At 75.2% G+C, this 13,245-nt stretch carries 10 protein-coding genes; 7 read left to right on the top strand and 3 right to left on the bottom strand.

Features of this window, described 5'->3' with window-relative positions; translation table 11 throughout:
- The coding region (locus QMF80_RS36955) for a serine hydrolase domain-containing protein (RefSeq protein WP_283461672.1) at positions 1–1,286 on the top strand (1,286 nt) is incomplete at its 5' end.
- A gap of 82 nt (positions 1,287–1,368) precedes the next feature.
- Here QMF80_RS36955 and QMF80_RS36960 read toward each other — a convergent pair.
- On the bottom strand, positions 1,369–3,546 hold the full coding sequence (locus QMF80_RS36960) for a SpoIIE family protein phosphatase (protein ID WP_283461674.1): 2,178 nt from the start codon (positions 3,544–3,546) through the stop codon (positions 1,369–1,371).
- Positions 3,515–4,978, bottom strand: a complete 1,464-nt coding sequence (locus QMF80_RS36965; protein ID WP_283461676.1) for an MFS transporter — start codon at positions 4,976–4,978, stop codon at positions 3,515–3,517. Before QMF80_RS36965 ends, QMF80_RS36960 begins: the two co-directional genes overlap by 32 nt.
- A gap of 88 nt (positions 4,979–5,066) precedes the next feature.
- Between QMF80_RS36965 and QMF80_RS36970 the strand changes: the two genes are divergently transcribed.
- The 3 genes from QMF80_RS36970 (at position 5,067) to QMF80_RS36980 (ending at position 8,480) form a co-directional block, all read left to right on the top strand.
- Positions 5,067–5,978, top strand: coding sequence for a LysR family transcriptional regulator (locus QMF80_RS36970; RefSeq protein ID WP_283461678.1), 912 nt, complete (start codon positions 5,067–5,069; stop codon positions 5,976–5,978).
- Positions 5,979–6,170: 192 nt separating this feature from the next.
- Positions 6,171–7,412 carry a glycosyltransferase gene (locus tag QMF80_RS36975; RefSeq protein ID WP_283461680.1) on the top strand — a complete coding sequence of 414 codons (1,242 nt, stop codon included), beginning with the start codon at positions 6,171–6,173 and terminating at the stop codon, positions 7,410–7,412.
- Between the two features lie 309 nt (positions 7,413–7,721).
- Complete coding sequence (locus tag QMF80_RS36980; protein WP_283461682.1) at positions 7,722–8,480, top strand: class I SAM-dependent methyltransferase; 759 nt, start codon at positions 7,722–7,724, stop codon at positions 8,478–8,480.
- A 61-nt stretch (positions 8,481–8,541) separates the two neighbouring features.
- Here QMF80_RS36980 and QMF80_RS36985 read toward each other — a convergent pair whose 3' ends face one another.
- Entirely contained in the window at positions 8,542–9,453 is a 912-nt protein-coding gene (locus QMF80_RS36985; RefSeq protein ID WP_283461684.1) for an alpha/beta hydrolase fold domain-containing protein, read from the bottom strand.
- Positions 9,454–9,648: 195 nt separating this feature from the next.
- On the opposite strand from QMF80_RS36985, the gene tdh reads away from it, so the two are divergent.
- The 3 genes from tdh to QMF80_RS37000 all read left to right on the top strand — a co-directional run bounded on the left by tdh (position 9,649) and on the right by QMF80_RS37000 (position 13,061).
- Complete coding sequence (gene tdh, locus QMF80_RS36990) at positions 9,649–10,677, top strand: L-threonine 3-dehydrogenase (RefSeq protein ID WP_283461686.1); 1,029 nt, start codon at positions 9,649–9,651, stop codon at positions 10,675–10,677.
- Between the two features lie 245 nt (positions 10,678–10,922).
- Complete coding sequence (locus QMF80_RS36995) at positions 10,923–12,134, top strand: glycine C-acetyltransferase (protein WP_283461688.1); 1,212 nt, start codon at positions 10,923–10,925, stop codon at positions 12,132–12,134.
- A gap of 12 nt (positions 12,135–12,146) precedes the next feature.
- Positions 12,147–13,061 (top strand): LysR family transcriptional regulator, encoded by a 915-nt coding sequence (locus QMF80_RS37000; protein ID WP_283461690.1) that lies wholly within the window; start codon positions 12,147–12,149, stop codon positions 13,059–13,061.
- Positions 13,062–13,245: the final 184 nt, after the last annotated feature.

Consider the following 13,245-nt stretch of genomic DNA (forward strand, 5'->3'; position numbering starts at 1 on the left):
GCCCAGCCCTCGCCACCCCCGCCCCCGCCCCCGACCTCGACCGCGCGGCGCTCGACGCGGACTTGGCCGCGGTGCGCGACGCGGGCATGTACGGGGCGTACTCCGCCGTCCGCGACGGCGCCGCCCGCTGGGACGGCGCGACCGGGGTCGCCGACCTCGCCACCGGCAGGCCTACCCGCCCGGACATGGAACACCGCGTCGGCAGCGTCACCAAGTCCTTCACCGCCGTCGCCGTGCTCCAGCAGAGCGCCGCGGGCCGGATCCGCCTCGACGTGCCCATCGGCGACTACCTGCCCGGTCTCGTCCCGGGCGACCGCGGGCGCCGGATCACCGTGCGCATGCTGATGAACCACACGAGCGGCATCGCCGACTACATCGGCGTGGCCTTCCCCTCCCTCGGCCAGGGGTCCACCGCTAGCCTGGACGAGTTCCGCTACCGCACCGTGCGCCCGGCCCAGCTGATCGCCTGGGGCCTCGACGCCCCGCGGGTCTTCCCGCCCGGCACCGGCTGGTCGTACTCGAACACCAACTACATCCTGCTCGGCGAACTGCTGCGCGCGGTCACCGGCCAGGACCCCGAAGAGGTCATCACCCGGACCGTGATCCGCCGGGCCGGACTGCGCCACACCTGGTTCCCGGGCGCCGACCCGCGGATCGAGGGCCCGCACTCCAGGCTGTACGAGAGCTTCCACGGGCTGATCGACCCGCCCCGCGACGACAGCGACTACAACATGACCATGGCGGGCACGGCCGGTGCGCTGATCTCCACCCCGCAGGACCTGAACACCTTCTACCGGACCCTGCTCCAGGGCGGACTGCTGCCCGCCGCCCAGCTCCGCGAGATGCGCACGACGTACCCCGTCACCGACGGCAGCGGGCGGATCATCGCCCGGTACGGGCTCGGCATCTACACCGTCGACACCCCGTGCGGTCCGGTCTGGGGGCACGACGGCACGGTCTGGGGCGCGGGCACCACCGCCCTGTCCAGCGCGGACGGCACCCGGCAGTACGCCCTCGGCTACAACCTCACCAAGTACCAGCGCGCGGACGCCGGGGGACGGCCGGTGCCGCACCCCGTGGACGCGGCCCTCGACCGGCTCCAGAACCGTGCCCTGTGCGCCGCGGACGGTCCCGCGCCCGCCATCGCGTTCCTGCTGCCGCGGACCGGCGGCCAGGAGGCCCCGCTGTCCCCGCCGCTGCTGGCCGCGGCGAACGGCCGGCGCCCGGCGTACGACCAGGGACCCGCGGATGGTCAGCCCCCGGCGGACGGTCGGCGCTCGCGGTAGCCGCGCGCGTCCTCGGCGGCTTCGAGGACCGCGTCCAGGTCACCGCCGACCGCGGAGGTCGGCGTGACGGCCGCCTCGACCGCTAACGCGCCCCGCCGCCGCCCCGCTCCCGGGTACGGGCCGCCAGGAGCAGCGCGATGTCGTCCGGCCGGTCCGCGGCCTGCCCGGCCTCGCTGATCAGCCGGTCCGCCGTGTCCGTCAGCGGGACCGGGTGGGCCGCCGCCAGCGCCGCCCGCAGCCGTTCCACCCCGACGTCGATGTCCGTACCCGGCTGCTCCACCAGCCCGTCGGTGTACAGGGCGAGCACCGCGCCCGGCTCCATGGTCAGTTCGGTCACCGGGTACGCCGCCTGCGCGTCGACGCCCAGCACCACCCCGCCCGGCAGGTCCAGCACCTCGGTCAGGCCGTCGGGGCCGCGCAGCAGCGGCTGCGGATGCCCGGCGCGAACGGCCAGCGCACGCCCCGACGCCGCGTCGAGCAGGACGTAGCAGCAGCTGGCGAACTGCCCCGGATCCAGCCCGATCAGCAGCCGGTTCGTGCCGCTCACCACCTCCTGCGGGCTGTTCCCACTGAGCGCGAAAGCCCGTACGGCGCTGCGCAGTTGACCCATGGTCGCGGCGGCCGCCACCCCGTGCCCCTGGACGTCCCCGATCGCCAGGGCCAGCATCCCCGGCCCGGTCTCGACCACGTCGTACCAGTCCCCGCCGATGTCCATCCCCTGGGTGCCGGGCAGATAGCGGCCCACCGTGTCCACCTGCTCCAGCACCGGCAGCCGGGCGGGCAGCAGCGCCGACTGCAGCCCGCGCGCGAGCGCCGACTCGTTGTCGTAGCGCTGCGCCCGCTCCAGGGCCTGCGCGATCAGCCCGGCCAGCGCGGTCAGCACGGTCCGCTCCTCCGGGCTGAAGCCGCGCGGGGCGTCGAAGCCGAGGATGCACGAGCCGACCGGGCGGCCCGAGGCGATCAGCGGGAGGAAGGCCCGGGCGCCGACGTCGGTGTCCATCGGGATCCCCGGATAGGCCGCGGCCAGGTGCTGCATCGACTCGAAGAAGATCGGCCGCCCCGAGGTCAGGGTCTCCACACCCGGCAGCCGGACGTCCAGCGCCACCCCGTCGAACCGGTTGAGGAACCCCCGTGGGAACCCGGTCTCCCAGGCCAGGTGCAGGTGGCGTTCGCTCAGCAGGTAGATCGCCAGCTGCCGGCCGCCGAAGGCGGGCAGCAGCTCCTCCGTCACCACGGCCGACACCTGGCGCGCGGTCACCGCCTCGGTCAGCGCGATCGCCATCGCCACCGGGCGGTACAGGGCCGACGCCCGGTCGGCGGGCGAGCCCAGCCCAGCGCCCGGGCGCAGGACGGAGCCCGGTGCGTAGGCGGGCGCGTTCGCGGCCGCGAGCAGGACGCTCACCCCGCCCGGACCCGGGTAGAGGTCCACGGAGAACCACTCCCCGGACGGCCGGTTGGCCAGGAACCCCATCGGCTCCCCGGACATGTACACGGCCCGGAAATTGTCCTCGTGCGCGGGATGGCCCAGCCAGGGCAGGGCCTCCCACAGCACCCTTCCGCGCAGCCCCGCCGCCTCCGCCCCCAGCAGGGCGTCCGTGGCGGCGCTCGCGTAGCCGACCCGGCCCAGCCGGTCCAGGGACAGCAGCGCCTGCGGCAGGCGGTCGGCCGTCTCCGGGGCGCCCTCCGCCCGGTCCGGCGGATCCACGCACACCGGGTCCCCGTCCCACACCACGGGCGCGCCCGCCGCCGTCAGCCGGGCAAGCTCCGCGGCCAGGCTCCCGGCCGCGGCGCGCAGCCGCTCCCGGTCCGCCGGTCCGACCGGGGTGCCGGGGGTCGCCGTACGCAGCACCATCAGCACCCCGAACCGTTCGCGCCCGGCCGTCAGGGGCTCGTACAACGAACCGAACGCGTACGGCAGACCGGCCATGAGCTGCGGGAACAACCGCATCGTCGATTCCGCGTCGGGCAGGTGCACGGAGCGTCCCGTGCGGTACGCCTCGGCGACCGGGTACGGGCGGTTCACCTGCATCCGCCACCACGGCCGGAACAGCCGCCCCGGCAGCCCCACCAGGACCGCGAGCCGGAGCAGCCCGTCCGTCCCGGAGCGCAGGTAGACCCCGCCCGCGTACCCGTCGGCAGCCTCTACGGCCCCCACGGTGGCCCGCGCGAGCAGCGGGCCCGTCTCGTCCGGGGCGGGGCCGTCGGTGTCCGGTCTGGCCGTCACACAGTCAGGATGCGCCCCGACCGGCGGCCGCTGCATCCCGGGGGCGTACGGCGTTCTCCGCGCCCCCGCGCGCGCCGCCCCGGTAGCCCGCCACCACGGCCGCGGCCGCCACCAGCAGCACCAGGGCCACCGTCCGCAGCGCCATGCCCATCGCCCCGGTGAACGCGGCGATCTGCGCCGGATCCCGCGGATCCCCGTGGAACCGCGAGGCCAGCACCGTGCCCACCACCGCCACTCCGAGCGCGGCGCCGATCTCCCGGGCCGCCGTGTTCAGCCCGGATCCCAGACCCGCCTGGTGCGCCGGGAGTTCGGCGACCACCGTCAGGGTCAGCGCGGGCGCGCACAGCCCGGTGCCCACGGACAGGACGAGCAGGTAGCAGGCGTACAGCGGGTACGGGGTGCGCGCGTCGGCCGTCGACACCAGCAGCAGCCCCCCGCCGATCAGCGCGAGCCCCGCGCCCACCAGCGGGCGCGGCCCGGTCCGCTCCTGGAGCCGGGCGCCCAGCCGGGGCACCAGGGCCATGCCGACGGTCAGCGGCACGATCGCCAGGCCCGTCAGCGCGGGCGAGAACCCCTTGGCGTACTGGAGGTACTGCGCGTTGACGAAGAACAGCGCGAAGAGCCCGAAGAAGGCCGCCCCGATCCCCAGCGTCCCCGCCCGCAGCCGCCGCGAGGCGAAGATCCGCGGGTCCAGCAGCGGCCGGGCGGCGCGCAGGGCGTAGCCGGTGAACACCGCCAGCAGCCCCGCCCCCGCCCCGAACGCGGTCAGGACCCGCGCCGAGGCCCAGCCGAAGGAGGGGCCCTCGATGATCCCGTAGACCACCGCGAACAGCGCCCCCGCCAGCAGCAGCGCGCCCAGCGGATCCACCGCCGCGTCCGCCCGGGCCGGGGTGCGCGGGACCGTACGGGCCACCAGCAGCGCGAGCAGCGCGCCGAGCGGCACCACCGCCCAGAACAGCGCCCGCCAGGTCAGGTACTCGCCCGCCAGGCCCCCGCCCACATTGCCGGCCAGCCCGCCCAGACCCGCGGACAGGGTCCAGGTGGCGAGCGCCCGGCCGCGCCGCTCCGGCGGGCTGAGGTGGACCAGTACCGACATCGTGGCGGGCATGATCAGGGCCGCCCCGGCGCCGCACACCCCGCGCCCCGCGATCAGCACGGCGGAGGAGCCGGCCAGCGCGCTGAGGGCGCCGCCCGCCGCGAACAGGCCGAGCCCCACCAGCAGCGCGCCCTTGCGGCCGTAGCGGTCACCGACCGCCCCGGCGGGGATCAGCAGCGCGGCGAAGACGATGACGTACGCGTCGACCGCCCACAGGAGTTCCCCGGGGGCGGGGTGCAGGGAGGACGCGGCGAGCTGGGGGACGAGCAGGTTGACGGCGGCGACCATCGCCTGCGCTACCAGGACGCAGGCGCACAGGACGAGGACGACGGGGCGCGGGGCCCCGTCTCGCTGACGGGCAGGGCGAAGCACTGCTCCTCCTCGGAGCTGGGGAAACGGGATGTCCCTCACCGTAGGGTGGGGGTGACCTGCTTTCCAGTGCATGTTTCGCAAGGGATCTATGCGTGTGACGCAATCCGTCCTCGACCTGAATCTGCTCACGGCCCTCGACGTGCTGATCGAGGAGTCGAGCGTCTCCCGCGCGGCGGCCCGGCTGCACCTCTCCGAACCCGCGATGAGCCGCACCCTCGGCCGGATCCGCAAGGCCCTCGGCGACCCCGTGCTCGTCCGCGCCGGGCGCACCATGGTGGCGACCCCGCACGCCCTGGCCATCCACGGCGAGGTGCGGGCCGTGGTCGAACGGGCCCGCTCGGTCTTCCTGTCCGGCGGCCAGATCGACCTGGCCACCCTCACCCGGACCTTCACCGTCCTCGCCAACGACGCCCTCGTCGCGGCCCTGGGACCGGCCCTCCTCGGCCGGGTGGCGCGGGAGGCCCCCGGTGTGCGGCTGCGCTTCCTGTCCGAGAGCCACGCGGACCTGCCCAGCCTCCGCGAAGGGGTCGCGGACCTGGAACTCGGGATCGTGGACACCCGTTCCCCCGAGGTGCGCGTCGAGTCCCTCGCCGACGAGCGGATGCTGGCCGCCGTACGCCCCGGCCACCCACTGCTGCGCGGCCGGGTCACCGCCCGTCGGTTCGCCGCCGCCGAGCACCTGATCGCCTCCCGGCGCGGCCGCCTGGAAGGGCCCGTGGACACCGCGCTCGCCGAACTCGGCCTGACCCGAAGGGTGGTGGGCAGTGTCGGCACCTTCGCCGCCTCCCTCTTCGTGCTGCGCGAGAGCGACCTCGTGGGGCTGCTCACCGCGCACGCCGTACCGCTCGCCGACGCCCTGGGGCTGGAGACCTTCGAGATCCCGCTCGACCTGCCCGCCCTGCGCTTCGGGATGGCCTGGCACCCGCGGCACGACGCGGACCCGGCCCACGCCTGGCTGCGCTCGCGCGCCCGCGAACTGCTGCCCGTGGCCGCGGCGTGAGCGCGGCGCGGGCCGTCGTACCGCCCGGGCGCCGAGCGAACCGTTCGTACGCTCTTCGCGGCGCCCCCAGCCAGCCTTTCGGCCGGCCCCAGCCAGCCCGTCGGCCGCCCTCCGTCGGCCCTTCCGCCGCTCTTCGTCGGGCTTTGAGCTGCGAACTCGCGCGAGCCGAGGCCGACCTGACACAGTGAAACCATGCGTGTACTGATGGTGACAGCCGGCTCCTGGGGTGATGTGGCCCCCTACACCGGCCTCGGGACGCGGCTGCGCGCCGCCGGGCACGAGGTGGTCCTCGCCACCCACAGCCGGTACGAGGGCGCGGTCACCGCCCTGGGCCTGGGATTCCGCCCGCTGCCCGTGGACCCCCGGACGGAACTGGCCTCGCCGGCCGGTCAGCGGCTGCTGCGCGCCGTCAGCACCCCCGTCGCCATGGCCCGGGTGATCCGGCTGGCGCGGGAGTTCATCCCGCCGCTGACCGACGGGGTCGCCGCCGCCGTCCGCGCGGGCGCCGACGTGGTCCTCGCCTCGACCCTCACCGAACCCCTGTGCGCCACCCTTGCCGAGGGGTGCGGGCTGCCGTGCGTCGGCGTGCACCTGCTGCCCGTCACCCCCACCCGCGCCTTCCCGCCGCTCGTCGCCGCGGGCCGCTCCTTCGGCCCGTACGCCAACCAGCTGACCGGCCGCGCCGTCTGGGCCGGGGGCGACCGGGCCTTCGCCCCCGGAGTACGCGCTCTGCGCCGTGAACTGGGCCTGCCCGCCCGCCGGTTCAGCGGCCCCCTCGGACTGGACCGGGACCGGATCGTGCACCACGGCTTCAGCCCGCTCGTCCTCCCGCGCCCCGCCGACTGGCCGTCGGGCCACCAGGTGGGCGGCTACTGGTGGCCCGAGCGGCCCCCCGGCTGGAAGCCGGACCCGCGCCTCCTCGACTTCCTCGACGCGGGCCCGCCCCCCGTCTTCGCCGGATTCGGCAGCCTGGTGGCGGGGGACGCGGAACGGCTCGGGGAGCTGCTCGCCGCCGCGCTGCGCAAGGCGAAGGTGCGCGGGATCGTCCAGGCGGGCTGGAGCGGACTGAGTGCCGAGGGAGACGACCTGATCGGCATCGGCGAAGTCCCCCACGACTGGCTGTTCCCGCGCGTCGCGGCCGTCGTCCACCACACCGGCGCGGGCACCACGGCCGCCGGACTGCGGGCGGGGGTGCCCACCGTGCCCGTACCCGTCCAGCTGGACCAGCCGTTCTGGGCCGCCCGCCTGCACGCGCTCGGGGTGGCCCCGCGCCCGGTGCGCTACCAGCGGCTCACCGTCGACCGGCTGGCCGCGGCGGTCCGGGAGGCCACCACCGACCCGGGGATGCGGGACCGCGCCCAGCGCCTCGCGGCCGCCCTGTCCCGGGAGGACGGCGCCGCCCCGCTGCTCAAGACGCTCGCGGAGCTGGGCTGAGCGACGGGCCGGGCGCCGCACGTGGAAGGGCCGGGGTCGCGGGTCCCGCGCCTCCCGGGTCCGCGAGGGCCGGCCCGCGCTGAGCCCCGTCCGTCGCGACTGAGCCCCCGGATGCCGCGCGGCTGGACCCCGTGCGCGCGACCGTGCCTCGAACGTCGTGACGGGGCCCCGAACGCCGGAGCCGAGTACCGGCCTCGCAGCTGAGGCCCGTACCCAGAACGCGGACGTAGGCCGACCGCGTTCCCTCATCCGGGGGACGGGCCGCCGTCCCGCCGTACCGCGCCCGGCGCGCGGGGCACGATACGGACCATGCGGACGCAGTACGACACCATCGGCGCGCGCTATGCCGAGGCCAAGACCACGGCGGCCTCCGCGGCGGCCGACACCCACACCCTCCGGGGCGCCCTCGAAGCGCTCGGCGGGGTGCACGGGCTCGACACCCTCGACCTCGCCTGCGGATACGGCTACACCACCCGGCTGCTGGCCCACGCCGGAGCCCGGCGGACCGTCGGCCTCGACATCTCCGAACGGATGATCGCGCTCGCCCGGGCCCACGCCCCCTCGGAAGAGGCCCCCGGAGCGACACCCTCAGGGGCCGCCATCGAGTACGTGGTCGGCGACGCCGCCGAGATGCCGCAGCTCGGCCCCTTCCACCTCGCCACCGCCGTCCACCTCTTCAACTACGCGCCCGACCGGGCCGCCCTGCACGGCATGTTCCGCTCCATCCGGGCCAATCTGCGCCCCGGCGGGCGACTGCTGGCCATCGTGCCCAACGCGGGCGCGTTCCCCCACCACGACTGGTCGCCCTACGGCCTGCGGATCCTCGGCCGGCACCCCGCGGGGGACGCACCGCTGCTGCGCGCGCAGTTCCTCACCGATCCGCCCGTGTCCTTCGAGTTCCGCGAATGGGCGCACGCCGACTTCGCCGAAGCCGCCGTCGAGGCGGGCTTCGCCACCGTCGGCTGGCAGCCCGCCCGCACCCCGCCGCCGGACGCCGACCGCGACGAGGCGTTCTGGGCGGCGTACCGCGCCCGGCCCATCAGCTCCCTGATGACCTGCGCGGCCTGAAGGGGACCCACCCGCGGGCCGTCCCACCACACCCGCCCGCCGGTCACCCGCCGTGACCCCGTCACCCGGCGGGGGCCGCCGCGCGGACCAGCCGGACGATCTCCGCGCGGGCGGCGCGGCCCTCCGGAACCGGCAGCAGGGGATAGCCGTGCGGCAGCCCCGCCGCCTCGTGGTAGTCCACCTCGGCCCCGTCCGTCCGCGCCCGCCGCACCAGCTCCCGGCTGTCGGTGACCAGCACGTCCCGCGACCCCGCGAAGACCGTCAACGGCGCCAGCCCGGCGAAGGTTCCGCGCAGCGGGCTCACCCGCGGGTCATCGGTGCCGAGCGTCCCCGCGTACAACCGCCCCGCCTCCACGAGCCCCGGCCGCGCGAGGAACGGATCGGCCGCCTCCAGCGAAGCCTGGTCCGGGTGGCTCATCGTCACGTCCAGCCACGGCGAGATCAGCACGATCCGCGAGGGCTGCGCACCGGTCCGGTCGCGCAGCCGCTGCGCCGCCGCGAGCGCGAGTCCCGCCCCCGCGGAGTCCCCGATGAGGACCGTGCCCCCGGCCCCGCCGGCCGCGATCAGCCCGCTCAACAGGTCCGCGGCCACCGGCACCGTCCGGTCGGCCGTCCCGCGCGGCGCCAGGATGTAGGCGGGAACCACGCAGCGCGCCCGCGCCTCGGTCACCAGGGTCCGGATCAAGGACCAGTGCGGCCGGACCAGCTCGTGGATGTAGCCGCCGCCGTGCACGTACAGCACCTGGGCCGCGGGCTCCGCCCCGCGCGGCGCGGCGTCGTACACCGGCCACGCGCCGACGAACGTCCGCGAGACCTCGGCGATCTTCCCCAGCGCGCGCGGTGGCAGGTGGGAAGCGGGCCGCCGCGCGGACTCGGCCACCCGGGCCCGTACCGCCTCGGCACTCGCGAACCGTCTTCGCCGTCCCGCCGCGATCAGCGCGGCCGACAGCGCCCGACTGCGCAGACTCGGCACCGCTGCCACCTCCCCGTTCCCTGCCCCTGCCCCGGCCCCGTCACGGAGGAGCATAGGCGTGAAGCTGGGCTGTCGACCCGCTTAAGAAATCCTCGATGGACTGATCACCGCGGGTATCGGCACATTGGTCTCCATCGACGCACCGCACCTGTCACCTGGGTCGCGGCGCCCCCTCCGCATGCCTGGAGCCACCCCATGAAGGCACTCGTCAAGCACAAGGCCGAGCCCGGGCTGTGGCTCATGGATGTGCCCGAGCCCGAGCACGGCCCCGGCGAGGTGCTGATCAAGGTGCTGCGCACCGGCATCTGCGGTACCGATCTGCACATCCGTTCGTGGGACGGCTGGGCGCAGGGCGCGGTCAAGACCCCGCTGATCCTCGGACACGAATTCGTCGGCGAGGTCGCCGCGGTCGGCTCCGACGTCCAGGACATCGAGATCGGCGCGCTGGTCAGCGGCGAGGGCCACCTGGTGTGCGGCAAGTGCCGCAACTGCCTGGCCGGGCGCCGCCACCTGTGCCGCAGCACGGTCGGGCTCGGCGTCGGGCGCGACGGCGCGTTCGCCGAGTACGTGGTCCTGCCCGCGCAGAACGTGTGGGTGCACCGGACCAAGGTCGACCTCGACGTGGCGGCGATCTTCGACCCGTTCGGGAACGCCGTGCACACGGCCCTGTCCTTCCCGCTCGTCGGCGAGGACGTGCTGATCACCGGCGCGGGTCCGATCGGCATCATGGCCGCGGCCGTCGCCCGGCACGCCGGTGCGCGCAGCGTGACGATCACCGACGTCAGCCCGGAGCGGCTGGAGATCGCCCGCAAGGCGGGCGCCACCCTCGCCCTCGACGTCCGCGAGGCCACGATCGCCGACGCGCAGGCCCAACTCGGTCTGCGCGAGGGCTTCGACATCGGCCTGGAGATGTCCGGCCGCCCCGAGGCGATGCGCGACATGATCGACAACATGACCCACGGCGGCCGGATCGCCATGCTGGGCCTGCCCGCGCAGGAGTTCCCGGTGGACTGGGCGAAGGTGGTCACCTCGATGATCACCATCAAGGGCATCTACGGCCGAGAGATGTTCGAGACCTGGTACGCGATGACGGTGCTGCTGGAGGGCGGACTCGACCTGAGTCCGGTCATCACCGGCCGCTACTCGCACCGCGACTTCGACGCCGCCTTCGACGAGGCCGCGACCGCCCGCAGTGGCAAGATCATCCTGGACTGGACGGCGTAACGGCCCGTCCTGACGGCCCGACCGTCTGATCGCTTCAGCGGCTGACCGGCCTGACCGTCTGATCGGCCGGCCGGCGGACGGCCTGAGCGCTTGAGCGTCTGGCTGCCCGGCGCTCGGACCGCCGGACCGGCTGTCCGCCGCGTCCGCTCCACAGACCATTTCCCTCCGGCCGGGCCCCGCACCCCCCGCGCGGGGCCCGGCCCCTCCCTCCGCCACCGCCGCCGCACCAGTGGAAAGAGAGCACCATGTTCGAGTCCGTACGCGAAGACCTGCGCACCACCCTCGAGGAGATCCGTTCCGCCGGGCTGCACAAGCCCGAGCGCGTCATCGGCACCCCGCAGAGCGCGTCCGTCGGAGTCACCACCGGCGGAGCCCCGGGCGCCACCGGCGAGGTCCTGAACTTCTGCGCCAACAACTACCTCGGTCTGGCCGACCACCCCGAGGTGATCGCCGCCGCCAAGGACGCGCTCGACCGATGGGGCTACGGAATGGCCTCCGTGCGCTTCATCTGCGGCACCCAGGAGGTGCACAAGGAACTGGAGGCCCGACTCTCCTCGTTCCTCGGCCAGGAGGACACGATCCTCTACTCCTCCTGCTTCGACGCCAACGGCGGCGTCTTCGAGACCCTCCTCGGCGCCGAGGACGCGGTCATCTCCGACGCCCTCAACCACGCCTCGATCATCGACGGCATCCGCCTCTCCAAGGCCCGCCGGTACCGCTACGCCAACCGCGACCTCGCGGAGCTGGAGACCCGGCTCAAGGAGTCCCAGGACGCGCGCCGCCGCCTGATCGTCACCGACGGCGTGTTCTCCATGGACGGGTATGTCGCCCCGCTCGCCGAGATCTGCGACCTGGCCGAGCGCTACGACGCGATGGTCATGGTCGACGACTCGCACGCCGTCGGCTTCGTCGGCCCCGGCGGCCGCGGTACGCCCGAACTGCACGGGGTCATGGACCGCGTCGACATCATCACCGGCACCCTCGGCAAGGCCCTCGGCGGCGCCTCCGGCGGCTATGTCGCCGCCCGCGCCGAGATCGTCGCCCTGCTGCGCCAGCGCTCGCGCCCGTACCTCTTCTCCAACTCGCTCGCCCCGGTCATCGCCGCCGCCTCGCTCAAGGTCCTCGACCTGCTCGAATCGGCCGGTGACCTGCGCGAGCAGCTCGCCGCCAACACCTCGCTCTTCCGTACGAAGATGACCGAGGCGGGCTTCGAGATCCTGCCCGGCGACCACGCCATCGCCCCCGTCATGATCGGCGACGCGGCGGAGGCGGCCCGCATGGCGGAGCTGCTGCTGGAGCGCGGCGTGTACGTGATCGGCTTCTCGTACCCCGTGGTCCCGATGGGCGCCGCCCGCATCCGCGTGCAGCTCTCGGCGGCCCACTCCACGGCCGACGTGGAGCGCGCGGTAGCCGCGTTCATCGACGCCCGCGCGGCGCTCGGGTCCTCGACGGGCTGACATCATGGAGGGGTGATCGACCCCCGCCGGCTGCGCATCCTCCGGGCCGTGGCGGACCACCGTACGGTGACCGCCGCGGCCGCGGCCCTGTACCTGACCCCCTCGGCCGTGTCCCAGCAGCTCGCGGCGCTGGAACAGGAGAGCGGACACGTCCTGCTCACGCGCAGCGGGCGCGGCGTCCGGCTCACCGCGGCCGGAGAGATCCTGGTCGCGCACGCCCACGAGGTACTGGCCCAGCTCGAACGCGCCGAGGCCGAACTCGCCGCCTACGCGGGCGGCACCGCGGGCGAGGTCACGGTGGCCGCCTTCGCCACCGGAATCGCCGAAGTGCTCGCCCCGGCCATCGCCCGGCTCGCCGTGGAACGCCCCGGCATCCGGCTGCGGGTGCGGGACGCGGAGGGCGACCAGAGCCTGCCTCTGCTGCTGGACGGGGAGGCCGACGTGGCGCTCGCCGTGGAGTACCGGGGCGGCCCGGGCGCCGACGACACCCGTCTGTCGGTGCTCCCGCTGTACGCCGAGCCCTTCGACGCGGTACTCCCCGCCGGGCACCCCCTGGCCGAACTCCCCGAGGTCCCGCTGGCCGGTCTCTGCGACGCGGACTGGGTGGGCCAGTACCCCGGCAACCCGTGCCACGACGTGACCCTGCTGGCCTGCGAACTGGCGGGCTTCCAGCCCCGGTTCAGGCACTCCTCCGACGACTTCCGGGCGGTGACCGCCCTGGTGGGCGCGGGCGCCGGCGTCGCCCTGGTCCCGCGCTCGGCCCTGCGCGGCACGGACCTCAAGGAGGTCCAGGTCCGCCCGGTAGCGGGCCCGGCGGCCACCCGCCGCGTCTTCGCGGCCACCCGTCGCGGCGCGGAGACCCACCCCCTGATCGCCCCGGTCCTGGCCGCCCTCTCCCGCGAAGCGGGTCGCTTGCCGGCCCACTAGCTCCCGGCTGCGCCGGGGGGGCGGGGTTTCCGCGGCTGCGCCGCGGGGGCTTTGGCGCTTTGAGCTTCCGGGGTCGGGGCAGCCCCCGGGCACGACCCCGACCCCGCCCACGAGAAAACCCGCTCCCCCCAACCCCCGGGCACCCACCCGACCCCGCCAGCGCGAAGCCAAAGCCCCCCGGCCC

The sequence above is a fragment of the Streptomyces sp. G-G2 genome, from assembly GCF_030063135.1.
GTDB lineage: Bacteria > Actinomycetota > Actinomycetes > Streptomycetales > Streptomycetaceae > Streptomyces.